This is a genomic window from Frankia sp. QA3, from assembly GCF_000262465.1.
Lineage (GTDB): Bacteria > Actinomycetota > Actinomycetes > Frankiales > Frankiaceae > Frankia.
This window is the reverse complement of sequence record NZ_CM001489.1, coordinates 7186510-7207284: the sequence shown is the minus strand read 5'-3', so window position 1 is coordinate 7207284 and position 20775 is coordinate 7186510. Positions and strand designations below refer to the sequence as shown.

The 20775-nt window shown below is 73.8% G+C and carries 20 protein-coding genes; 7 read left to right on the top strand and 13 right to left on the bottom strand.

The genetic code is table 11. The features are described 5' to 3' along the window. Positions 1–43: 43 nt before the first annotated feature. The 3 genes from FRAQA3DRAFT_RS29470 to FRAQA3DRAFT_RS29460 are packed head-to-tail and all read right to left on the bottom strand — an operon-like array spanning position 44 to position 3574. A complete protein-coding gene (locus tag FRAQA3DRAFT_RS29470; protein ID WP_009742712.1) occupies positions 44–1882 on the bottom strand; it encodes an MFS transporter in 1839 nt (612 codons plus the stop codon). Then, positions 1882–2319: a MarR family winged helix-turn-helix transcriptional regulator gene (locus tag FRAQA3DRAFT_RS29465; protein WP_009742711.1), complete on the bottom strand. Its 438-nt coding sequence runs from the start codon at positions 2317–2319 to the stop codon at positions 1882–1884. The genes FRAQA3DRAFT_RS29470 and FRAQA3DRAFT_RS29465 overlap by 1 nt, the downstream gene beginning before the upstream one ends. A 52-nt stretch (positions 2320–2371) precedes the next feature. Then, a complete protein-coding gene (locus FRAQA3DRAFT_RS29460; protein WP_009742710.1) occupies positions 2372–3574 on the bottom strand; it encodes a phosphotransferase family protein in 1203 nt (400 codons plus the stop codon). Positions 3575–3650: 76 nt separating this feature from the next. Here FRAQA3DRAFT_RS29460 and FRAQA3DRAFT_RS35550 point away from each other — a divergent pair, with 76 nt between their 5' ends. Continuing rightward, positions 3651–3938: a hypothetical protein gene (locus FRAQA3DRAFT_RS35550; RefSeq protein WP_009742709.1), complete on the top strand. Its 288-nt coding sequence runs from the start codon at positions 3651–3653 to the stop codon at positions 3936–3938. Positions 3939–3979: 41 nt separating this feature from the next. Here the strand turns inward: FRAQA3DRAFT_RS35550 and FRAQA3DRAFT_RS29455 are convergent, their stop codons facing one another. Together FRAQA3DRAFT_RS29455 and FRAQA3DRAFT_RS29450 are read right to left on the bottom strand one after the other, a co-directional pair. After that, positions 3980–4849, bottom strand: a complete 870-nt coding sequence (locus FRAQA3DRAFT_RS29455) for a YqjF family protein (RefSeq protein ID WP_009742708.1) — start codon at positions 4847–4849, stop codon at positions 3980–3982. 25 nt (positions 4850–4874) lie between these two features. Further along, positions 4875–6047, bottom strand: a complete 1173-nt coding sequence (locus FRAQA3DRAFT_RS29450) for an ROK family transcriptional regulator (protein WP_009742707.1) — start codon at positions 6045–6047, stop codon at positions 4875–4877. A gap of 285 nt (positions 6048–6332) precedes the next feature. Between FRAQA3DRAFT_RS29450 and FRAQA3DRAFT_RS29445 the strand changes: the two genes are divergently transcribed. The 3 genes from FRAQA3DRAFT_RS29445 (at position 6333) to FRAQA3DRAFT_RS29435 (ending at position 8257) form a co-directional block, all read left to right on the top strand. Next, positions 6333–7256, top strand: coding sequence for a sugar phosphate isomerase/epimerase (locus FRAQA3DRAFT_RS29445; protein ID WP_009742706.1), 924 nt, complete (start codon positions 6333–6335; stop codon positions 7254–7256). Positions 7257–7317: 61 nt separating this feature from the next. Beyond that, the gene (locus tag FRAQA3DRAFT_RS29440; RefSeq protein ID WP_009742705.1) at positions 7318–7584 is read left to right on the top strand and encodes a hypothetical protein; all 267 of its coding nucleotides are present in this window, start codon (positions 7318–7320) and stop codon (positions 7582–7584) included. Between the two features lie 295 nt (positions 7585–7879). Beyond that, positions 7880–8257: a hypothetical protein gene (locus FRAQA3DRAFT_RS29435; protein WP_009742704.1), complete on the top strand. Its 378-nt coding sequence runs from the start codon at positions 7880–7882 to the stop codon at positions 8255–8257. 85 nt (positions 8258–8342) lie between these two features. Here the strand turns inward: FRAQA3DRAFT_RS29435 and FRAQA3DRAFT_RS33850 are convergent, their stop codons facing one another. From FRAQA3DRAFT_RS33850 to FRAQA3DRAFT_RS29420, 4 genes are all read right to left on the bottom strand, one after another. Next, positions 8343–8513, bottom strand: a complete 171-nt coding sequence (locus FRAQA3DRAFT_RS33850) for an antitoxin (protein WP_009742703.1) — start codon at positions 8511–8513, stop codon at positions 8343–8345. 245 nt (positions 8514–8758) lie between these two features. After that, positions 8759–11140 carry a SpoIIE family protein phosphatase gene (locus FRAQA3DRAFT_RS29430; RefSeq protein WP_009742702.1) on the bottom strand — a complete coding sequence of 794 codons (2382 nt, stop codon included), beginning with the start codon at positions 11138–11140 and terminating at the stop codon, positions 8759–8761. Further along, positions 11137–11697 (bottom strand): biliverdin-producing heme oxygenase, encoded by a 561-nt coding sequence (locus FRAQA3DRAFT_RS29425; RefSeq protein ID WP_157467760.1) that lies wholly within the window; start codon positions 11695–11697, stop codon positions 11137–11139. The genes FRAQA3DRAFT_RS29430 and FRAQA3DRAFT_RS29425 overlap by 4 nt, the downstream gene beginning before the upstream one ends. 300 nt (positions 11698–11997) lie before the next feature. After that, positions 11998–12750 (bottom strand): type 1 glutamine amidotransferase domain-containing protein, encoded by a 753-nt coding sequence (locus tag FRAQA3DRAFT_RS29420; protein ID WP_035921700.1) that lies wholly within the window; start codon positions 12748–12750, stop codon positions 11998–12000. A 311-nt stretch (positions 12751–13061) separates the two neighbouring features. Here FRAQA3DRAFT_RS29420 and FRAQA3DRAFT_RS29415 point away from each other — a divergent pair, with 311 nt between their 5' ends. After that, positions 13062–14264: an SRPBCC family protein gene (locus FRAQA3DRAFT_RS29415; RefSeq protein ID WP_009742699.1), complete on the top strand. Its 1203-nt coding sequence runs from the start codon at positions 13062–13064 to the stop codon at positions 14262–14264. 114 nt (positions 14265–14378) lie between these two features. Here FRAQA3DRAFT_RS29415 and FRAQA3DRAFT_RS34320 read toward each other — a convergent pair whose 3' ends face one another. Beyond that, positions 14379–14864, bottom strand: coding sequence for a type II toxin-antitoxin system VapC family toxin (locus FRAQA3DRAFT_RS34320; protein ID WP_085950098.1), 486 nt, complete (start codon positions 14862–14864; stop codon positions 14379–14381). Here FRAQA3DRAFT_RS34320 and FRAQA3DRAFT_RS34315 point away from each other — a divergent pair. Both FRAQA3DRAFT_RS34315 and FRAQA3DRAFT_RS29400 read left to right on the top strand, forming a co-directional pair. Further along, entirely contained in the window at positions 14838–15179 is a 342-nt protein-coding gene (locus tag FRAQA3DRAFT_RS34315; RefSeq protein WP_232291820.1) for a 2-oxoglutarate and iron-dependent oxygenase domain-containing protein, read from the top strand. The genes FRAQA3DRAFT_RS34320 and FRAQA3DRAFT_RS34315 overlap by 27 nt on opposite strands. A gap of 251 nt (positions 15180–15430) precedes the next feature. Continuing rightward, positions 15431–15754 (top strand): hypothetical protein, encoded by a 324-nt coding sequence (locus FRAQA3DRAFT_RS29400; RefSeq protein ID WP_009742698.1) that lies wholly within the window; start codon positions 15431–15433, stop codon positions 15752–15754. On the opposite strand, the gene FRAQA3DRAFT_RS29395 is transcribed toward FRAQA3DRAFT_RS29400, so the two are convergent. The 3 genes from FRAQA3DRAFT_RS29395 to FRAQA3DRAFT_RS29385 all read right to left on the bottom strand — a co-directional run bounded on the left by FRAQA3DRAFT_RS29395 (position 15742) and on the right by FRAQA3DRAFT_RS29385 (position 20684). Beyond that, positions 15742–16617 (bottom strand): amidohydrolase, encoded by an 876-nt coding sequence (locus tag FRAQA3DRAFT_RS29395; protein WP_009742697.1) that lies wholly within the window; start codon positions 16615–16617, stop codon positions 15742–15744. The genes FRAQA3DRAFT_RS29400 and FRAQA3DRAFT_RS29395 overlap by 13 nt on opposite strands. Positions 16618–16666: 49 nt before the next feature. Beyond that, entirely contained in the window at positions 16667–18358 is a 1692-nt protein-coding gene (locus FRAQA3DRAFT_RS29390; protein ID WP_009742696.1) for an SDR family NAD(P)-dependent oxidoreductase, read from the bottom strand. Positions 18359–18425: 67 nt separating this feature from the next. After that, positions 18426–20684, bottom strand: coding sequence for an NERD domain-containing protein (locus FRAQA3DRAFT_RS29385; RefSeq protein ID WP_009742695.1), 2259 nt, complete (start codon positions 20682–20684; stop codon positions 18426–18428). Positions 20685–20775 lie beyond the last annotated feature (91 nt).

Below are 20775 nucleotides of genomic sequence, written 5' to 3'. Positions count from 1 at the left end.
GGGTAGGGCGGTCCGGCAGCGGGTCGTCATCACGGCCGCGGACCTACCGGTCGGCCTTTCCCACGGCGCGGTCGGATCCGGTTTCACCGTCGACGCCGCCGTCACGGCGCGGCGCAGCCGCCGGTCGCGGGAGCGGAGCGGGAGCGGCGGCCGGGCGGGCGGGGGTGGCGCCGCGCAGCACCGACGCGAGGCCGGCGAGGACGCCGAGGCCGGCGGCCACCGCGAACACGATGACGAGCCCGTGGTGGAAGGGCCCGGCGAGCAGCTCGGGGAAGAACTCGCGGCCGGTCAGCGTCGCCCGGTTCGCGGGCGGCACGGCGGCCAGGCCGCCGCCGGCCGACAGCAGGTGCTCGACCGGGTTCACGCCGAGGACGGTGGCGAACAGCGACGACACCGGCGGCAGCGCGGCGACGTCGTGGGCGGCCGCCGCCGGCACGCCCTGCCCGCGCAGGCCGCCGTCCAGCGCGTCCGGCAGGCTGGCCGCGAGACCCGCGATCATCAGGGAGAAGAACACGCCGATGGACAGCGCCGTGCCCGAGTTCTGGAACGTCGCGCGCATCCCGGAGGCGGCGCCGCGTTGCTCCGCCGGCACGCTACCCATGATCGCCGATGAGTTGGGCGCGGCGAACATCCCGCCGCCGATCCCGTTCAGCCCGATGATCAGGGCGAACGCCCAGTAGGGGAAGTCGACGGGCAGCAGCATGAGGCCGAGGAAGCTCGCGACGAACACGGCCATCCCGGCGGAGGCGAGACCGCGGGCGCCGAACCGGTCGGACAGGATGCCGGCCACCGGCCCGGCGACCAGGATGCCGACCGTCAGCGGCAGCAGGTAGATCCCGGCCCACAGGGGGGTGTCCTCGTAGTCGTAGCCGTGCAGCGGTAGCCAGATCCCCTGCAACCAGATGATGAGCATGAACTGCAGGCCGCCGCGGGCGACGGAGACGGCGAGCCCGGCGACGTTGCCGGCGGTGAACGCCCTGATCCGGAACAGGCCGAGCGCGAACATCGGCTCGGGGTGCCGGCGCTCGACGGCGACGAAGGCGACGAGCAGCGCCACTCCCCCGACGAGCAGGCCGACGACCACGGGATTGGTCCAGCCCATGGCGTGGCCGCGGTAGGGCTGCAGGCCCTCGGTGACGGCGATGAGCACGGCGGCGAGGCCGACCGCGAAGGTGATGTTGCCCCACCAGTCGATGCGCCGTGGACCGCCGCGCGGCGTCGCGGTCTCGCGCAGCCGCCGGTATGCCCACACCGTCCCGAACACCCCGACGGGCACGTTCACCCAGAACACGGCCCGCCAGTCCAGCACCGCGAGCACGCCGCCGGCGACGAGGCCGACGAACTGGCCGGCGAGCGAGGCGACCTGGTTGATGCCGAGCGCCAGGCCACGCTGGTCGGCGGGGAAGGCGTCGGTGAGGATCGCGGCGGAGTTCGCGGTGAGCATCGACCCGCCGACCGCCTGCAGCACCCGCCAGCCGATCAGCCACAGCGCCCCGCGGCCGGCGTCGAACGGGTCGAACGACAGCAGGACGGAGGCGAGCGTGAACACCGCGAACCCGGCGTTGTAGATCCGGACCCGGCCGAACATGTCGCCGAGCCGGCCGAGGGCGACGACGAGCACCGCCTGGACGAGCCGGTAGCCCATGATCATCCAGAGCAGGTAGCCGACGTTGCCCGGGGCCAGCGGGTCCAGGTGGATGCCGCGGAAGATCGGCGGCAGCGCGATGAGGACGATCGACCCGTCGAGCGCGGACATGAACACCGCCGCGGTCGTGTTCGCCAGCACCACCCAGCGGTAGTTGCCGTCCGCACCCGCCGCCCCGACGGAGGTCCCCGTGCCGAATGTCCCCGTGCCGAATGTCCCCGCGCCGGACGCCGGCATCAGACGCGCTCCGCGAGGCGTTCGAGCAGCGGCGCGGCCGCGGCGAGCTGGTCCAGTTCGGCCCGGGTGAACCCGGCCGACAGCGCCCCGGCGAGCAGCTCGGTGCGCGCGTCGCGGCGGCTGCGCAGCGCCGCGAGTCCCGACTCGGTCGGCGAGAGGATCACCTGCCGGCCGTCGGCCGGGTCGCGGCGGCGTTCGACCAGGCCGCGGGCCTCCAGCGCGCCGAGGGTGGCGCCCATGGCCTGCGGGCTGATCTGTTCGAGCCGGGCGAGCGCCGCCGCCGTGGCCGGGCCGCCCCGGTCCAGGCGGGCCAGCGCCGCCGACTCGGGCATCGTCAGCTCCCCCGCGGGCTGGGCCTGGCGCAGCCGGCGCACCAGCATCCCGAGGCTCAGCCGCAGGGCGACGGCAAGCTGACGGACATCAGGATCCGAGGACATTTCATCAGGCTAGGTTGATAAGTCTGGCCTGACAAACGTCTGGCGGCGGGCGTCAGCCGGCGCCCAGGCTCACCCCGCTGCGGGCCTCGTCGAGGACACGGGCGAGCAGCCGGGCGGCAAACCGGTCGATCGGCGGCACCCCGCCGATCGGCAGCGGGCCGTACTGCCCGAGCAGGCGGGTCACCCGGGCGGCGAGCAGGGTATGACGCAGCGAGGCGAGCAGGAGGTAGTAGTCCATGTCCTCCATCGGCCGGCCGAGGAGCTCGGCGTAGCGGGCCACCGTCGCCGCGCGGTCCGGCAGGCCGGGCATGCGCGCCAACCCGACGCCCTCGCTGAGGTGGCGGTCGAGGTGCAGGAACCAGCCGAGGTCGGTCTCGGGCTGGCCGAGCGACACCATCTCCCAGTCGAGCACGGCCGCGACCCGCTCCCCCTGGAAAATCATGTTGCCGAGCCGGGCATCCCCCCATACCAGCCGGACGGGATGGCGTTCGGCCGGCGGATGGTCGTGCAGCCAGGCCAGCGCGTCGCCCACCACGCCCCGGACGGCGTCGTCGACGGCGAAGAACTCCAGGTGCCGCTCGTAGGCGGCAAGCTGCTGGACCGCCCCGACCGGGCCGTACTCCGGTTGCCCCGCGAAGCCGAGCCCGAGCCGCCGCGGGTCGAGCCGGTGGATCCCGGCCATCGCGACCAGGCCTGCGTCCCAGACCCGGGCCCGCGCGGCGAGCGTCATCTCGATCATGAAGCCCTGCATGTGGTAGGGCGGGATGTCGGCGGGCACGTCGCCGTCGACCCGACCGAGCACGACGAACGGCGCGCCGAGCACCGCCGGGTCGAGCTCGTGGCCGTACACCGGCGGCACCGGGACGTCGGTGTCGCGGGCCAGGATCTCGGCGACGCGGCACTGCTCGGCGAACCGGTCCCACGGGTAGAGCCGGAACCGCCGCGGCGCCAGGCGCACCACCAGCGGCCGCTGCTCGGCCCGGCCGTCGCCGCCGATGCGATGCGCTGGCAGCAGCACCAGCTCCGCCGACAGTCCCTGTCCCGACGGCACGGTCGGCTCGCCAAGCTCCCACCGCACTCCAGCCATCCCCGCCGTCCCCGCCGCCGCGCCGCCGCCAGCGGCCTCGTCACCAGCGGCCTCGTCACCAGCGGCCTCGTCACCAGCGGCCTCGTCGCCCCCCGCGTCATGCGCGGCGAGCCAGGCCGCGAGTCGAACCCGCAGCCGGTCGGGATCGTCCTGGAACGGGACGGCCACGGCGCGCACCCCCTCATGCCATGCCAGCCGGCGTGGCGGTTGACCCTCACCTCGGGTAGGACCCAAGGACGGCGACGTGGAACGAAACGTCTGTTTCGAATGGGACATTTCCACAGTCAGCCTGCTGCCGACCCCCACACTGCGCGAGTACCACCATGCCTCGTTCGTCGGCCGCGAGCGTTCGCTGGATGCGGTGCGCTGCGCGCGTTGCCGGGCGGCGTGGATGGCCCCGCGGGGACACTCGATCAATGCGGAACCGGCCCCAGCCCCCGACCCGGCCGCCTCCCGCCCTCAGTCGGTGATCAAAGTGTTCCGCGGAACCGGAACCGGACGGGTTCCCCGCCAGCCCGACCCGGCGAATTGAAGATCGGTAGCAGCCGGAAGCCGGCGAGAACGGGACCAGCACTATGGTCGCTGCGGTCCGATCCGGACGTCGACGCCCGGCGAGTAGTGCACGAGCGGGTCGCCGGTGGGGTGCGGCAGCCCGGCCGCGGCGAGCAGGTGATCGTCGACGTCGAGCAGGTCGGCGCGGCGCAGCGGCCACGGCTCGTGCCAGGCCGGGGCGTGCCGGTGCCGCCCGCCGGCGGCGCTGAACAGCCGCCAGCGGGCGGTCAGGAAGTGCTCGCGCGGGCCGAGCTCGGCGGCGGCGAACGGCGCCCCGATGCGCACCCGCACCCGGCTCTCCGCCGCCGCCGGCCGCGGGGCCCGCCGCCGGCACCGGTAGGCGATCTCGTCCCCGACCCGGGTCAGCGCCATCGACGACCAGAAGTACGGCAACCGGAATCGCGTGCGGGCGACGACGACGGCGCCGAGCCGCGCGGCGTCCAGCGACAGGAACCACACCCCGCGCCGGCCCGCGGCGTCGACGACGTAGGTGCGCACGTTCGTCTCGCAGAACGTCGTCACCCGCCCGAGCCCCCGGCCGCCCGCGGTCGCCACCCGCATCCGAAACGGCACCAGTCCCACCCAGGCTGCGCCGTCGAGGACCTCGACCCGCAGGTGCGCGGGCACCAGCCGCGACACGACCGCCGGGTCGAACGCCCAGTGCACGAACGTGAGCTCCCCCCAGCGCTGCGTCATCGTGGGCCGCTCGACGGTGAACGGGCAGGACCCGTCCGCCACGCTGCCCGGCGCTCCGCCCGGCACATCCCGGTCGAGATGGTCGTCCTGGGGACTGGTGAAGGTGAACTCGGGGGCGAGCAGCCGGGCGGCACGCTCGCGGTCCTGGCCCCGGTAGGCGGCGAAGGCCGCGCGGGCGACGTCGGCGGCGGACATGGCGACTCCTCCTCGGGCTGTGTCCCTACCCCGATCGGCGGGCGAGCAGTCGGGCCAGTCCCGGCGGGGACAGGGCGGCCTTCCGCGCGAGGTGGGCGGCGCCGGCCGTCCCGGCATTGTCCTCTTCCTTGCTGATCTCGATGCTCAGCGAGCTCGTCCCGAGCGCGAGGGCTCGGCCGAAGATCTGGCCGCGGATGCCTGCGACAAGCGTCTCCTGGAACGCGGTGAGGGCGCCGCCGAGGACGATCAGCGACGGGTTGTGGAAGTTGACGACGGCGGCCAGAACGCCGCCGATCTGCTCGGCCGCGGCCTGGATGGCCCGCCGCGCCTTCCCGTTGCCCTCCGCAGCAAGCGCGGCCACCCGGCGAGCCGTGGGGACGTCCATGCCTTCGCTGCGCAGCGCCGCGGCGAGCGCGCCGCCGCTGGCCACCGCCTCCAGGCAGCCGAGATACCCGCAGTTGCAGGGTGCCTCGCTGCCCGGCACGAGGACGTGCCCGATGTCGCCGGCGGCGCCGTTGGCGCCGCGGTGCAACTGGCCCCCGCTGATCACGCCGCAGCCGATCCCGGTACCGATCTTGACGAACAGCATGTGCTCGACGTTTCGGCGCGTGAGGTGCGCGCCGATAGCCATGAGGTTGACATCGTTGTCGACCTCGACCGGTACCTCGTAGCGGCTGCGCAGGAAGGAGGCGATCCCGTAGCCCTCCCAGCCGGGCATCACCGGCGGCCGCACCACCCGTCCTGCCGCGTAGTCGACGGGGCCGGGCACTCCGCAGGCGACGGCGAGGACGTCGACCGGGCTGAGGCCGAGGTCGCCCAGCATGGCCCGGAACTGCGCGTCGACCCAGGTGAGGATGGGCCCCGGGCCATCACCGATCGTGATGTCGCCCTCATGGTGATCGAGGCTGGCGCCACCGAGATCGGTGACCGCCAGCCGGGCGCGCGTGACGCCCAGATCGGCGGTGAGCAGGACCCCCACCTTCGGGGCGAACGCGAGGTGCTTCGCCGGCCGGCCACGGGTCCTCTCGACGACATCCTCGAGGAGAATCCCCTGGTCCACGAGCGCCCCCACCCGCTGGGTCACGGTGGACGGCGCCAGCCCGGTCTCCTTCGCCAGGGCCGCCCGGGTGACGGCGGTGCCGCTCGCGATCCGTGACAGGAGTTCGCCGGTCGTCGCCAGGACCCGGGACTCCGACATGAGCGGTGCCCCTTTCTCCGCGTCATACGCGGCTCGCCTGCGCTCAGCCTACGCTAATTGCTCTCTTTTTAGTTCGTAAAAAAATAAAATAAGGCCGTTGACGGCCGAACTAGGGGCATCTTACGCTTCTTTCCGCGACAGCTAGCCCCACTCGCCACCGTAACTTTGCCGGCTATCTCGACGGCACCGGAGCAGACGACCCGCGGAAACGGTTATCCGCCGGTCAGGCCACCCAGTTCGCGCCTCCGCACCCGACCGCCGCCCTTTTTCTGTCTGGGAGCAACCATGAAGCTCGGCTTTCTCACCGACTGCCTGCCCGACCTGTCCCTCGCGCGGATCGCGAGCTGGGCGCGCGAGACCGGATACGACTCTCTGGAGATCGCCGCCTGGCCGCCGGACCACCGCGGCGACCATCCACATGCCTGCCATCTCGACGTCACCGACCGCGGCGGCGAGAGCATCAGGGAAACCGCGCGCATCCTCGAGCGGTACGGGCTGACGGCGTCCGGGATCGGTTTCTACGGCAACAACCTGCACGCGTCCGAGTGGGAGCGGGAACGCAGCCATGCGCAGGTCCGGTGGTGCGTGGACGCCGCGAAGAGCCTGGAAGTCCCCTACGTGAACACCTTCATCGGTCGGGACGTGACCCTTTCCGAGGAGGACAACCTGAAGCTCGCCGAGAGGGTGCTCCCGCCGCTGGCGGACTACGCCGACCGGCACGGCGTCACGCTCACCACGGAGAACTGCCCGATGGGCAGCTGGCATCCGGACGGCTACCTGGGCAACCTGGCCCACTCGCCACAGCTGTGGCGGTGGGCGGCGGAGAAGCTGGGTTTCCGGCTGAACTACGACCCGTCGCACCTGCTGGTCCTCGGGATCGACCCGGTCCTCGCGCTGCGCGAGAACCTGGGCCTCGTCGCCCACGTCCAGGCGAAGGACACCGAGATCGACGCGCTGGCCCGAGCCCGGCAGGGAATCCACGGCCTGGTGCGCCGCGCGGACGAGCCGGCCAAGCCCGGCTGGTGGCGCTACCGGGTGCCCGGCCGCGGCGACCTCGACTGGCGGCGGATCATCGACGTCCTGGACGAGGGCGGTTACGACGGCGCGGTCGTCGTCGAGCACGAGGACCCCGTCTGGAGCGGGTCCGTGGAGCGGGTCGAGCGCGGGCTGCGGGTCGCCTACGGCACCCTGCGCCCGCTCGTCGGCTGACGGCCGTCGCGCGCCGCCGCGCCGGCCCGTTCCCGCGCCAGGGACGTGGAAGGAGCCCGCCATGGTTGATCACGGTCGAGACAGCCCCGACCCCGAGCAGAACGAGACCTCGGACGCCGAACCGCGGCACGGCCGCCGCCTCGCCGGGGCGCTGATCCTCGCCGCCGGCATCGGCAGCGGGGCGGTCGTCATCGTCGACCCCGCGCTGGGCGCGGCGCTCGGCACCGTCGCCTCGGTCCTCGCGGCGCTCGACAGCGCCCTCGGCCCGCGCCCCGGCCGTCGTTCCCGGGCCCGATCGGCGGACCGCGACGGACGCCACGCCCCGTGAACGGCATACAGCGCCGTGCCGCGCCCGGCTGTCCCGGCGCGGACCGGGCCCAGCACGCCCCGGTCGGCCGCGGAGTCCGTTCCTGCGGCGGACCGGGGAGCCCACGGACGGTGCCGGCGCTCGGGGGCGCCGGCACCGTCCGTCACCGGTCTGGAACCTGCGTCATCCGTGTCCCACCGGACGACAGATCATGGCTGTGCGGTGGGAGCGTACGGGTCGGCGACGGCCGGGCCGGTTGCCAGCTAGCGGCCGGAGCGGGTGCCCGGCTGGCGGCCGCGCGGGAGGGGGCGGTGCGGTGCACGCGGAGCTGTACTCGACGGTCGCGCAGGTCATCCCGGTGTTCCTGCTGGCGCTGATGTGGGACTCGGCGTATCTGGACCGGCTGCGCGCCGAGCGCCGGCCGGCTCGCCGCGCCGGGACCGGCGGCTTCTTCTGGACGAAGCCGCGGGTGCGGGTGTTCATCCTGGCGGTGACGGCCGCGACGATGGCGACGCTGGTCGTCGACGTGCTGGTGCTCGCCGGGGTGATCACGGACAGCGCCGTGGTGCGCGGGGTGGTGGTCGCGGGCCTGCTGCTGGCGATGACCACCCTGCTGTACCGCATCTCGGTGGACGTGCTGCGGGCCACCGTCCCCGACCCCCCGGACGACCCCCCGGACGACCCGCCGGCATGACGACGGCCGGTCGGTGCGGGCTGGGCGACCGTCGAGGGGCGCGCCGGGGTGCCCGCCGCCCCCGGGTGGGGGCGGCGGGGGGAGCTCAGGTGCGGTCCTGGATCTCGCGGACGGCGCGGTCGATGTGGTCGGAGTGCTTGTGGTCGGTGCGGTCGTCGACCACGTCGCCGAGCTTGGCGACGGCGGCGTCGATCTTGTCGTCGTGCTCTTCCGCCAGGTCGCCGAGCTTGCCGAGCGCGCCCTTGAAGTCGACCATCGATAGCTCCCCTCCGTCGGATGCCGGACCCGGCACCGCGGGCGGGACACACGGTGTCGTCACCCTCGCGGCACCGGGTCGCCGGCACGATCCTGCCGCCGCTCATCCTTCCAGGCGGTGGGGACGACGGCGCCCGGATGGACGCGATGACGGGTCTCGCGGTGCTCGGCCCAGCGGCCTGTGCTGAAGGCCGGCGCATCGACGGTCGGCTGCCGCCTGTCCGCGCTCAGGGCGGGTCGGCGGCGTCAGCGCGGCCCGGCGGGCCGGCGGCGCAGCAGGAGCAGGGTGGCGTCGTCGTCGTTGTCCGGGTCCCGGCAGGTCCGGAACAGCGAGTCACCCAGGCCGCGCAGGTCCGGGCGGGCGGCCAGCGCGGACGCGGCCTGGGTGCGCAGGCGTTCGATGCCGACGTCGGGTGCCTCGGTGCGCCGCTCGGTGAGTCCGTCGCTGTACAGGGCCAGTACGTCCCCGGGCGCGAGGCGCACCTGCGCCGTCCACCCGCCCTCCCCCCGGCCGGCGGACATCTCGCCGAGGGCTGCGCCGGCGGGCACGTCGCCCGGCGCCGAGAACCTGGCGGGCGCCGGACCGGGGATCGCGGCGCCCACCGGCGGGGCGGTCTCCACCTCGACGACGACCGGCTCCCCCACGGCCGGCAGGACCAGCGGCGGCGGGTGGCCGGACGAGGCGACCTGGGCGAGCCCGGTCGCCGGGTCGGTGACGGCGACGGCGACCGTGGCGAGGGCCTGCGGCAGCAGGGCGGCGGCGAGCCGGTCGAGGCGGTCGAGGACGGCGCGGGCGGGCCGCGGCTCGGCGGGGTCGAGGTCGACGACGTAGGCGCGCAGGGCGTTGCGCAGCTGCGCCATCGTGCCGGCGGCGGCGACACCGTGCCCGGCGACGTCGCCGACGATGACGGCCACCCGGCCGTCGGGCAGCGGGACCGCGTCGTACCAGTCCCCGCCGACCCGCCCGGCCGCCGCCGGGTCGTACCACGCCTCGATCTCGAAGCCGGGGATCGACGGGAGGCGCTCGGGCAGCAGGCTCTCCTGCATCAGCCGGGCGAGGTCGGCGCCGTGGCGGGCCCGCGGGTACACCAGCCGCAGCAGATGCTGGCGCAGCTCGCCGGCGATCGCGAGGTCGTGGGCCGACCAGGGGCGGGCGCGGCCGCGGACGACCTCGCGCCAGCGGTCGAACGACCGGCGCGGGCTGAGCCGGACCCCGGCGCCCTCCCGGGCGATCAGCTCCTTGTTGTGCGGGTCGCCGCCCCAGTCGACGGTGCGGACGGTCTCCGGACGAAACCAGGCGACCCCCTCGTCGCCGGACAGCCGGAAAGCCAGCATCCCGCAGGCCACGTCGCGGTGTTCGGCCAGGTGCGGGGCGTCGCGGGGCAGCGCGTCGCAGGCGAGGATGGCGCCCTCGGTGGCGAGGGCGTCGAAGGCCGCCCGCTGCGCCTGCCGCGGCGGGACGGCGCCGAACGTGCGGTACTCGCCGTCGATCGCGACCGCGACCCCGCCGCAGGAGATCAGGTCGGCGAGGTTCGGCCCGCCCGCGGTCAGGACGTCGACCAGCGACGCGCCGTCCCCCTGCGCCTCGGCGAGGAGCCGGTCGAACGCCTGGCGGGTCGCCAGCGTCGATTCCAGGATCTGCTCGTTCTCCCGGGACACCAGCCGCAGCGAGAACAGGTGGCCGAGGAACTCGGCGGCGGCGCAGATCTCGTAGCCGGGTTCGTGCGGGCCGGAGTAGTGATGGCAGGCGATGAGGCCCCACAACCGGCCGTCGCGCAGCAGCGAGATGGACATGGACGCGGTGACGCCCATGTTCTTCAGGTATTCGAGGTGGATGGGCGAGACGCTGCGCAGCCAGGCGTCGCCGAGGTCGAGGGGCCCGCCGGTGACCGCGTTCACCGCCGGGACGAGCGGGACCGGCCGGTAATCCACGTCCGGGATCAGCCGCAGCCACGACCGCTCGTAGAGAGCGCGGGCCTGCGCGGGAATGTCCGTGGCCGGATAGCGCAGTCCGCGAAAGCTGTTCAGGCGGCCGGTTTTCGCCTCGGCGACGACCTCGCCGTTCCACTCCGCGTCGAACCGGTAGACCATCACCCGGTCGAATCCGGTCAGCCGCCGGACCTCCTCGACCACCACGTCGTAGAGGTCGGCGAGCGAACGGGAGCCGTTCAGGCGCAGCACGGACTGTCGGGTCCGTGCATAGGTCCCGGAATAGGACAGCGGCCGGGCGCTGCGGGCGGGTTGCAGCTCGACGACGATCTGCCCGCCCACCCGGTGCAGCAGCGCGTCATAACGGCGCAGGTCGTCGCCGTCGCCGAGGGTGAGATCGACCGGGCTCGCCTCGCGCAGGTCGAACGCGGTCCGCACGACGTCACGGACCATCTTCGCCGCCGCCTCGCCGAAGACCTCGCGCAGGGGCCGGCCGATCGCGGCCGCGGGCTCGTAGCCGAGGGCCTCGCCGGCGTTGGCGGAGACCTGCACCACCGTGAGGTCGTCGTCCGCGCGGACCGCCAGCAACGCGCCGTGCGGCTGGATGCTGCCCGGGATGTGGATGGGCTCGCGGTCGCAGTTCGTCAGGTCCACGGGCTCCGACGGCGGCACCGCGATGAACTCGCCGGCGCCGCTCACCGGGCGAATTCCGCCTCAAGAGCGCCGAAGAGGGCCGCCGCGGCGCCCGCGCAGGACTCCACCCGTGCCGCCTCGCCGGCCGTCCAGGCTCGGATCGCGTGGCGGACCTGGCTCCAGCGTCGGCCGACCTCGTCTCCGTAGGAGCCGAAGAACGCCGTCGCCGCCGGCGGCACCGCCGTCGTCAGGACGTGCCGGACGATGAACCGGCCACCCAGCGTGGCCCCCTCGAACACGTACAGCACGCCCAGGGCCGCCGCCACGTCGCCGACCGCCGGCACCCGGGGGCGCGGCAGCATGGCGAGCACGACCTCCTCGACGCCGAGCAGCCGCAGATCGCGCCGCAACAGCGGCACCTTCCGCCGCGACGGCCAGTCGGGCAGCGGCGATCCGGGGCCGGTCAGCATTTCGTCGAGCCGCGGCTCCAGCGCAGCGTAGAAACCATGCATCCGCATCAGGACATCACGATAACGGCTGACCGAAAGGTCAGGTGACAGTAGCTCAAGTGCGTTTTCGAGCCGGGTATGCGCTGCCGCCGTGCGCTGCCGCAGCACCGCCATCACGTCGAGAAACGCCGGAGCGGAACCGCCACCGTGCATAGCGATGATGCGCCTTTCATGACTCGCCGCATTCGGAGTACCGCGATACGGCGGCCCTCTCGCCTATGGACAGCATACGGCGGTGATGTCACCGGCGTGGTGATCCCGAAGACCCGCGACCCGTCGTTCACCATCCGATCCTGGTCACTGTCCACCGCGGGCCACGTCCCACCGTCCGTTCACGGGGGGCTGGTCCGACCGGCCTGGCCCCGCCGGAGCGGGGTCAGGCAGCCAGCGCCGGCCCGGCTGGGGCTGGTGGGGTCAGCGCAGGTCGTCGGCGCTCGCGCGGGCGGCCTCGGTGTCGGTGTCGGTGCCGCCCGACTCGCGGGCGAACACGTCGGCGGCCCGGCGGTCGGCGGACGTCTGCCCGGCGACCTCGCGCGCCGCCTCGGCGTCGGACAGGCCGGCGCCGGCCGGGCGGGACCGCTGCTGGTCCGCCGGGCGGGACTGCTGCTGGTCCGCGGGGCGGAAGTGGTCCACGATCGCCGCGCAGAAGGCCTTCAGATCATCCGGGCGCCGGCTGCTGATCAGTGTGTTCCCTCCCGCCGTGTCGATGACGACCTCCTCGTCGACCCAGTGGGCGCCGGCGTTGACGAGGTCGGTGCGCACGCTCGGCCAGCTCGTGATCCGCCGGTCGCGCACGACCTCGGCGTCGATGAGCGTCCACGGGCCATGACAGATCACCGCGACCGGCCGGCCGGCGTCGAAGAAGGCCCGGGTGAACCGGACGGCGTCGCGATGCGTGCGCAGAAAGTCCGGGTTCGCGACGCCGCCGGGCAGGACCAGGGCATCGAAGGCGGCGGGGTCGGCCTGGTCGACCGTCTCGTCGACGTCGAAGCGGTCGGCCCGGTCGAGGTGGTGGAACGCCTGGATCTTCCCGGGTGCGGTCGACACGAGGACCGGCTCGCCGCCGGCATCCCGGACGGCCTCCCAGGGCTCTGTCAGTTCCACCTGCTCGACGCCATCGGGCGCCGCCAGGAACGCGATGCGGGTGCCCGCAAGATCCTTCGTCATCAGCGTGTTCCTCTCGTCCGTTCTCCGTCGGCTCTCCGTCGGCGGTCTGCTCTTGGAGCCCTGCCCGACCTCGGCCCGGTTACGCAGGTCCGCCACGCACCGATCCGACGACGACTCCTTGCAACATCACGATGACGCTTTTCGGCGGAAGATCCGGCGACCGCCCTTGATTCATCACCGAATGCAACACATCCACTCCTGTCGGAATGACGACTCATCCCGGAGCATCGGCCATTGAAGACGGCCACATACGATTTCCTCCGACCGGGACATATGATCTTGGGTCGCCGGTGTGGCGGCTTCCCTAAGACATGTCCGCCGCATCAGGGAGGCATCCGATAGACCGCAACGAGCTCATCGACCTGACTCGACGGGCGCTCAAAATCGTCACCGACAAGACAACGGACATGACGCCCGAGGAGCGGCGTCAACCGGCGGCCGTGTACACGGACCGGGAACGCTTCGACCAGGAGCGGGAACTCGTCCTGAACTCGCCGCAGCTCGTCGGGTACCGGTCCGAGCTGCCGAACCCGGGAAGCTTCTGCACGAAGACCGTCATGGACGTTCCCGTGCTGTTGACCCGTGGGTCGGACGGCATTGTCCGGGCCTTTCAGAATGTGTGCGCCCATCGTCAGGCGCCAGTGGCGCAGGGCTGCGGCGAGGCCGAGCGGTTCGTCTGCCCGTACCACGCGTGGACGTACGACAACCGCGGCTGCTTCACCGGCGGCCCCGGCCGGGAGGGCTTCCCTGCCACGATGGCGGGCGGCGTCCGCCTCACCGAGCTGCCCGCCGCCGAGCATTCCGGCTTCCTGTGGGTGGGCCTGCGGCCGGACGCCGGGCCGCTCGACATCGGCACCCACCTCGGCGATCTGGGCCCGGAGCTCGAGTCCTGGAACATCGGCAACTGGGCTCCGATCGGCGAGAAGACCCTCGACTTCCCGATCAACTGGAAGCTCGCGCTGGACACGTTCGCGGAGAACTACCATTTCGCGACCGTGCACAAGGACACGTTCGCCCTGTTCACCCGAAGCAACTGCGCGCTGTTCGACTCCTACGGCCCGCACCACCGGCTGGTGTTCCCGATGCGCCACATCGGCGATATCGCCGACCAGCCGGAGGAGAGCTGGGAGCCGCTGCACAACTTCGTGGTGATCTACGCACTGTTCCCGAACATCGTCCTGTCGTGCACCGTGGCCAACGGCGAGGTGTTCCGGGTCTACCCCGGAACCGGGCCGGGCCACTCGGTGACCTTCCACCAGAACGCCACCCCGATGGACCTCAGCGACGAGGGGACCCGGAAGGCGGCGGACGAGATCTTCGAGTACGCCCACGCCACCGTCCGCGACGAGGACTACGTGCTGGCCAGCGACATCCAGCGGACCATGGCGACCGGCGTTCGCCCCGAGCTGGTGTTCGGCCGCAACGAGCCCGGCCTGCACCACCGGCACGCCGCCCTCGACGCGGCTCTCGGTGCCGCCGCCGGCCAGTCGATCGCCGAGCCGCTCGGCCGCTGACCCCCACGCGGGCGCCCCGCCCCCGCCCGCATCCCACCCCCGGCCCGTCCGCGGCACCACCACGGACGGGCCGGGACCCCGTCCCCGCCCGCGGCTGAGCCGCGGGATGCGACCTCACGGTTGGGTGGCGAGAACCCCGGGAAGGTCCGCGAAGCGCGCCTTGGCATCCGAGCTGACGATGATCCGCCCGGTCTCGGCCGCATGAGCTGCGATGATCAGATCGCGAGCTCCCCGCCGCCGCCCGCTTTGCCGGGTCGCGGCTATAAGGCGCGCGTGGTGGACTGCCGTGGTCGCGGTGTAATCGAGTACTTCCAGCACGGTCGTCATGGCGGCCAGCGAACGTGCCCGGTCCGCTGCCCGAGCGGCAGAGTCGGCCAGCTCGATGCCGACCCGGTATTCGGCGACCGTCACGGACGCGACAGCGAGCTCGTCGTCGTCGAGCGCCGCGGTGCCGATGACGCCGCCTTCGTAGGCGATGAGGATGTTGGTGTCGAGGATCAGCCGCCGGCCGGGGACGGGCGGGCAGCCGAGCGGCGGGGGGTGGCGCGGCGGCTGGATGAGGTGTGTCGGACGGTGGGGTTCGCGCAGGTCGTCGGGCATGGGGTGCCGGCGGGGCTGATCGCCGACATGTTGGCCGTCACCTTGGAGTTCTTCGAGCTGCCTGTCGACGAGAAGGTGCGGCTGCTGCCGCCGGGGCCGGCGGTCAACCGGGGCTACGCGCCCGTACGGCAGCGAGGCGCGCGCCCGGAGCGGATGCGGGCGGTGTACGTGGCGTACTTCGACGCGCTCGCCCGGCTCGCCGGGACGCTGATGTCCGCGTTCGCCCAGGCTCTGGACCTGCCCGAGGACTACTTCGCCGGGCGCACCGGGCGGGCGCCGAACGTCATGCAGGCCACCGATCGCCTCGCCACCTGACCGGCGCGGCCACCTGACCGGCGCGGCCACCTGAGCGCAGCCCCCGCGCGGGGAAGGCCGGCGCTCACCCTGGCGTGATGAACGTCAACGCGGATCGTCGGGCGCGGCGGGAACCTCGTCGGCGACTGGCTGGCGGGGACGCCGCGGCCAGCGGTTTTCGCCCGGACGCCGCTGCGGCAGGGCCGCCGGTCCCGAACGGGCATGACCTTGGGCCCCCGGCGGGTGCCCGGCGGCGGCGTAGCGTTCCGGGTATGGCATCGGTACCCACTGCACCCGTCGTCGCGACCGGTCTCGTCGGAGGCTATTCGGCCGCCCGTCTCAGCGGGCGCCGGGAACTCGCCGGCGTCGTCCTCGCCGTCGCCGGCACGGTCTGCGGACGCAGCTGGCTGCGCTCCCGCGGTCCCGTGCTGACGGGCGTGCTGCTCGGCACGTACACGGCGGCGTTCGGGGCGGCCCACCCGCTCGCGAAGAAGCTCGGAGCCTGGCCCTCCGTCCTCACCGTCACCGCCGCCGCCACGGCCACGACCTACCTGCTCGCCGACCGTCCCGCCGCCTCTTCCGCTCAGCAGCGGTAGACCCGGGCGGCGTTGGCGGCGAACAGGCCGTCGCGGGCCGGGGCGGCGAGCTCGTCGACGAGCTGCGCGTACGTCCCGTACAGGTCGTCGTAGCTGCCGAACATGCCGTCGACGGGGAAGTTCGACGCGAAGAAGCAGCGGGCCGTGCCGAACACCTCCAGGCTGTGCGCCACCCACGGCCGGAACGACGCGACGTCGATGCGGTGCAGCGTCATCGCCAACCCGGACAGCTTCAGGTGCACCCGCGGGCCGAGCGCGGCCAGGCGGGCCAGGCCGTCGCGCCACACCGCGGCGTGCTCCGGGTCCTGCGCCAGCGGCCAGCCGGTGTGCTCGACGACGACGGTGAGGTCCGGGAATGCGGCGAGCGCCGCGGCGGCCGCCCGGATCCCGTCCGGATGGACGACGAGGTCGTAGACCAGGCCGCGGTCCTGGAGCGCGCCGAGCAGGGTGTGCCCGGTGTCGGTGTCGAGGTCGAGACCGGCGCTGGCCCGCACGCCCCGAAAACCCGGGGCGCCCGCCTGGGCGTCGAGCTGCGCCACGATCCCGGCGGCGCCGTCCCGGTCGTCGACCCCGCCGATGATCGCCTGCGGCTGGCCGGTGGCCTTGGCGAGGCCGGCGATCTTGGCGGTCTCGGCCACGAAGTGCTCGGGCGCGGCGGTGACGTGCACGTAGGCCTCGACGTTCCAGCGCCCCGCCTCGGTGAGGTACGTCGGCTGGTCGAACGGGCGGCGCATCCGGTCGGCGGCGGGCATGCCGGCGGCGGCGAGCGAGGTGTCGGCGGCGGCGAGGAACGGGTACCAGTCGGTGCGCGCCGGATCCCAGTGGTGGACGTGCGCATCGACGACCCGTTGCGGATGTTCCACAGCAACCTCCCGGGGGCGAAAGCGATCAGCCGACCGGTGCACGGGGCGATCAGCCGAACGGTGCGAGGGCGTCGCGTAGCACGTCGTCGGTCCAGGGGCCGAGTTCGGCCCCGGCCAGCGACGCGGTGACGGCCGGCGCCGGGTGCGCGCGCAGGCCCAGCCAGCCGGGCCGGACGACGAGTTCGGCGCCGGCCAGCGACGCCGTGTCCGGCGCGGCGACGAGGCTCGCCACCAGTTCGACGAGCCCGACGCGGTCGGCCGGATGGGGGCTCTCCACGCTGACCGCGAACTCCAGCAGCCCGGGCTCGGGCCCAGTCGAGGTGATCGGGGTGTCGTTGACGGAGCGGGCGAGCTGGGTGACGGCCTGGGCGGCGCTGCGACCGCCGGGGGTCAGCGCGGGCACGACGTGCACGACGCGCAGCGCCCGTCCGGTCGCCGCCACGTGCCGCGCGGCGGCACGGGACCACGCGGCATGCCCGAGGATCGTCGCCGCCGTCCCCGCGTGGCTGGCCAGGATGGCGGGCCAGTCCACGACCGGTTGCCCGCCGACGCCGATCGCCTGGGTGCCGTGGATGACGACCACGGCGTCGAGTCCGGCGGTGCTCGCCGCGGCCCGACGCAGGCCCCGCTCGGCGGCGGCGAAGCCGGCGGCCGCGTCGGCGGTCCCGGTGACGCCGACCGGCACCGCGGCGGTCGGGTAGCCCCACGGGGCGAGTGCGGCGGCGAGCTGGTCGATGAGCGCACGATCATCGCCAGCGACGAGGCACGCCCCCACGCCCGGTTCCGCGGAACCGCTCGGTCCCGCGGGATCGGGGGGGGCGGCGGCGAGTGGGGCGGATCGCGGGTTCGAGCCGCCGGTCGAGCGCTGCTGCGCGTGGGCCGGCGCCAGCACCGGGCGCACGAGCGCGCCCAGGGCGGCGGCCGCGCCCGCGCCGCCCGTCGCCACCGCCTCGACCAGGCGCGGCGGCGCGATCAGGGACACTTCCGAACCGGCGGAGAACAGCACCCGCCCGCGGCACCAGCCGAACTCCTCACTCGCCAGCCGGGCGGCGGCGGGGGCCATGTGCTCCGGCTGCGGCATCGCGGACAGGTCGAGGCCGCGCGGATCGGCGCCGGCGGCGACGAGGCCCTCGGTCACCATCCGGGTCGCGGCGATGGGCGACAGCGCGTTCACCGCCACCCCGGGGGGCAGGACCGGGCCAAGCTGCCAGGTCAGGGCGGCGACGGCCCGCTTGGCGCTGCCGTAGGCCGGCCCGTCGACCGAGGTCCGCGCCAGCCCGACGCCGGAGGTGACGCCGACGATCCGGCCGTACCCGGCGGCCGTCATCCGCGGCAGCGCGGCGGCCAGCAGGGTGAGATACCCGCCGAGGTGCACGCCGAGCAGCGCCGCCCAGTCGTCCGCGGCGACGTCGGCGGCGGCGTCGCCGATGCGGGGGAAGCGCACGATCCCAGCCGCGTTGACCACGACGTCCAACGAGCCGAACCGGGCGACGGTCTCCTCCACGAGCCCGCGCACGGCGTCGGCGTCCGTGACGGAGATCGGCGCGGCTACGGCGCGCCCGCCCGCCGCCTCGATACGCCGGACGGTCCGCTCGGCGCTGCGCTCCCCCAGCGGCTCGCCGCGCAGGCCGTCGCCGCTGTCCAGCACGACGACGGTAGCGCCGCGCCGGGCGAGCTCCACCGACACCTCCGCGCCGATGCCGCCCCCGCCACCCGTCACGATCGCCACGCGGTCCCGCATCCGACCGACCTCCCGCTCGCTCCGACAGGTGACGCCGCTCACACGCTATGAGTGCGACAATTTGTCGTCAACGTGGCGGGCTGCCCCCGCCAGCGCCCACACCCGTGCCAGCGCCCGTGCCAACACCGACCGGTTCCCGCAGGCCGACCCAGAGACTGTCGCGGGCCCGCGTGAGGGCGACGTAGAGCTGACGGCGTTCCAGCGCGGCGCGCTCGCGGTAGGCGTCGTCCGACTCGGTCGCGCGCCGCGGGCGCGGGAAGCGGTTGCGGTCCGGGATGTACACGCGGGCGAAGTCCAGGCCCTTGGCCCGATGGTAGGTGCCCACCTTGACCGCGTTGGAGGTCGTCCCGTCGTACTCGAGCAGCGACACCGCCGGGATGCCGGCCCGGGCCAGGAGGCGCTGCCAGCTGCCGACCGCCTCGTTGGTCGAGGTGAGCAGGGCCATGTCGCCGTAGCGGACCCCGCGGCCGTCGTGGGCGTCGACCAGATCCGCGCGCAGCGCCGACACCTGCTCGGCCGGGCCGGCGACGGCGACCTCGTCGACCTCGCCGCCGGGACGGTCGATCTCGACCTCGCGCCGGCCGCGTTCACCGGCGACGTCGAGGTCGTCGAAGCTGTCCTCGGCGACCACCTGCTGGGCGTAGCGCAGAATCGCCTCGCGGTTGCGGTAGTTGCGGGCGAGCACGGTGGACCGTCCGACGACGGACACGCCGGCCTCCGCCAGCGTGAACCCGCCGGGGTAGACCGACTGCTGCCCGTCCCCGACGACCAGCAGGCCGTCCTGCCGGTCGCCGACGAGGGCGTGCAGGAACTGCAGGCCGACGCAGGTCAGGTCCTGCACCTCGTCGACGATGACGGCGTCGAACTCGTCCCCGGCGTGCTCTCTCGCCAGGTCGCGGGCCAGCAGCAGCACGTCGCCGCGGTCGAGGACCCCGCGGGCCGTCCGCAGCCGCTCGTAGTGCTCGTACAGCTCCCAGACGGCGCGCCGGTGCGTCGGCTGCAGCGGCATGCTGCGCCCGACCCGGGCAAGCTCGGCGTACTGCTCGAAACCGGTCAGGCCCCGGCCCTTGATGACGGTGGCGATCTCGTCGCGCCAGTATCCCGGTTCCACCCCGCAACGGCTCAGGACCGACGGGAGCCCGACGCGCCCCCACGCCAGCCAGAAGCAGTTCTCGGCGATCCCCCGCTGGTAGCGGGCGCGCTCGCCCCGCCGTTCGAGATGGCGAACGGCAAGCGCGTCGACCGAGGTGAACTCGATCCGGTTGACGTGCTCCGGGGCCATCCGGGCCAGCAACGCCCGGTTCACCGGACCGAGGGTGCGGACCAGCGAGGTGACCAGCACCCGGTCACCGCGGGCGGCCAGGTACTTGGCCCGGTGCAGTGCGACGACGGTCTTGCCGGTGCCCGCCGCGCCGCGGATGCGCGCCGGGCCGGACGAGCGGCGGCAGACCAGCCGGGCCTGCATCGGATGCAGCCAGGTCATCCACGTCTCGATCGGCTCGCGCGCTGCGGCGTCGACGAGCTCCCGCCACAGCTCGTCCCGGCTGAACAGCCCGTCCACCTCCGGTGCCCGCCCGGCCGGCGGTGCCGGCGCGCCGGACTGTGCCGGCGCGGCGAGCGGTGGTGTGCGGGGGGCTCGCGACGGGCGCACTCGGCGGGGCGGGTCGGTCGGGGAGGCGGCCACGGCGGCGTCCTGCATCGGCGGGCACGCCTCGTCCAGGCAGGCCAGCACGCGCTCCACGACGGCGGGTTCCAGGCGCAGGCCGCGCCGCACCAGGTCACGGGTCAGATCGAGTTCGCCGGTGACCTGCACCCGGTCGAGCTGCTCGGTGCCCCGCCGTCCCACGAGGACCAGCAGCGGCACCACCTCGGTCGGCGGCAGGCCGGCGTCCGCCAGCACCTGCTCGACCGCCGCCGTCTGATCGGTCAGCTTGCGTAGTTCGTCCTCGGCGTCCTCGTCGCCCCGCCACAGCCGGCCGCCGTCGACCCGGACCTCGCGCCAGTTCTTCACGTCCACTACGAAGACGCCGCCCGGGCCGACCACCAGCACGTCGATGTTGGCCCGGCGGGTGCCGGGCCAACGGCGGTCGGGCAGCACCCGCCACCCGGCATCGTCCATCCCGACGAGCACCCGGACGACGTCGCGTTCTCCTCGCGCCCCCGCCTCCCAGGCCCGTCGGCTGCGGCGCAGCTCGCGGAGCAGGTCGGTCAGGTGCTGGATCTGCCGTTGAACCCCGTCGATCTCCATGCCGATCAGGACGGCCTGGCCGAATGCCGACGGCTCGGGCTGGGCGGCAACCGGCACACCCGACCGACCTGGCGACATGTCATCTCCTCCCCACCCAGAGTCACCAGGAATGGTATTCCTATATCGCCTTTTTAGCGACGTTTGCCGTCGATGGCGTCCTGTAGCTGCC

Coding starts and splice junctions, on each gene's coding strand:
- FRAQA3DRAFT_RS29470 (WP_009742712.1), bottom strand. CDS start 1,882: ATGCCGGCGTCCGGCGCGGGGACATTCGGCACGGGGACATTCGGCACG.
- FRAQA3DRAFT_RS29400 (WP_009742698.1), top strand. CDS start 15,431: ATGGCATCGGTACCCACTGCACCCGTCGTCGCGACCGGTCTCGTCGGA.
- FRAQA3DRAFT_RS29385 (WP_009742695.1), bottom strand. CDS start 20,684: ATGTCGCCAGGTCGGTCGGGTGTGCCGGTTGCCGCCCAGCCCGAGCCG.
- FRAQA3DRAFT_RS29440 (WP_009742705.1), top strand. CDS start 7,318: ATGGTTGATCACGGTCGAGACAGCCCCGACCCCGAGCAGAACGAGACC.
- FRAQA3DRAFT_RS29420 (WP_035921700.1), bottom strand. CDS start 12,750: ATGACGAAGGATCTTGCGGGCACCCGCATCGCGTTCCTGGCGGCGCCC.
- FRAQA3DRAFT_RS29415 (WP_009742699.1), top strand. CDS start 13,062: ATGTCCGCCGCATCAGGGAGGCATCCGATAGACCGCAACGAGCTCATC.
- FRAQA3DRAFT_RS29465 (WP_009742711.1), bottom strand. CDS start 2,319: ATGTCCTCGGATCCTGATGTCCGTCAGCTTGCCGTCGCCCTGCGGCTG.
- FRAQA3DRAFT_RS29390 (WP_009742696.1), bottom strand. CDS start 18,358: ATGCGGGACCGCGTGGCGATCGTGACGGGTGGCGGGGGCGGCATCGGC.
- FRAQA3DRAFT_RS29425 (WP_157467760.1), bottom strand. CDS start 11,697: ATGGCGGTGCTGCGGCAGCGCACGGCGGCAGCGCATACCCGGCTCGAA.
- FRAQA3DRAFT_RS29455 (WP_009742708.1), bottom strand. CDS start 4,849: ATGTCCGCCGCCGACGTCGCCCGCGCGGCCTTCGCCGCCTACCGGGGC.
- FRAQA3DRAFT_RS34320 (WP_085950098.1), bottom strand. CDS start 14,864: ATGCCCGACGACCTGCGCGAACCCCACCGTCCGACACACCTCATCCAG.
- FRAQA3DRAFT_RS29450 (WP_009742707.1), bottom strand. CDS start 6,047: ATGTCGGAGTCCCGGGTCCTGGCGACGACCGGCGAACTCCTGTCACGG.
- FRAQA3DRAFT_RS29445 (WP_009742706.1), top strand. CDS start 6,333: ATGAAGCTCGGCTTTCTCACCGACTGCCTGCCCGACCTGTCCCTCGCG.
- FRAQA3DRAFT_RS33850 (WP_009742703.1), bottom strand. CDS start 8,513: ATGGTCGACTTCAAGGGCGCGCTCGGCAAGCTCGGCGACCTGGCGGAA.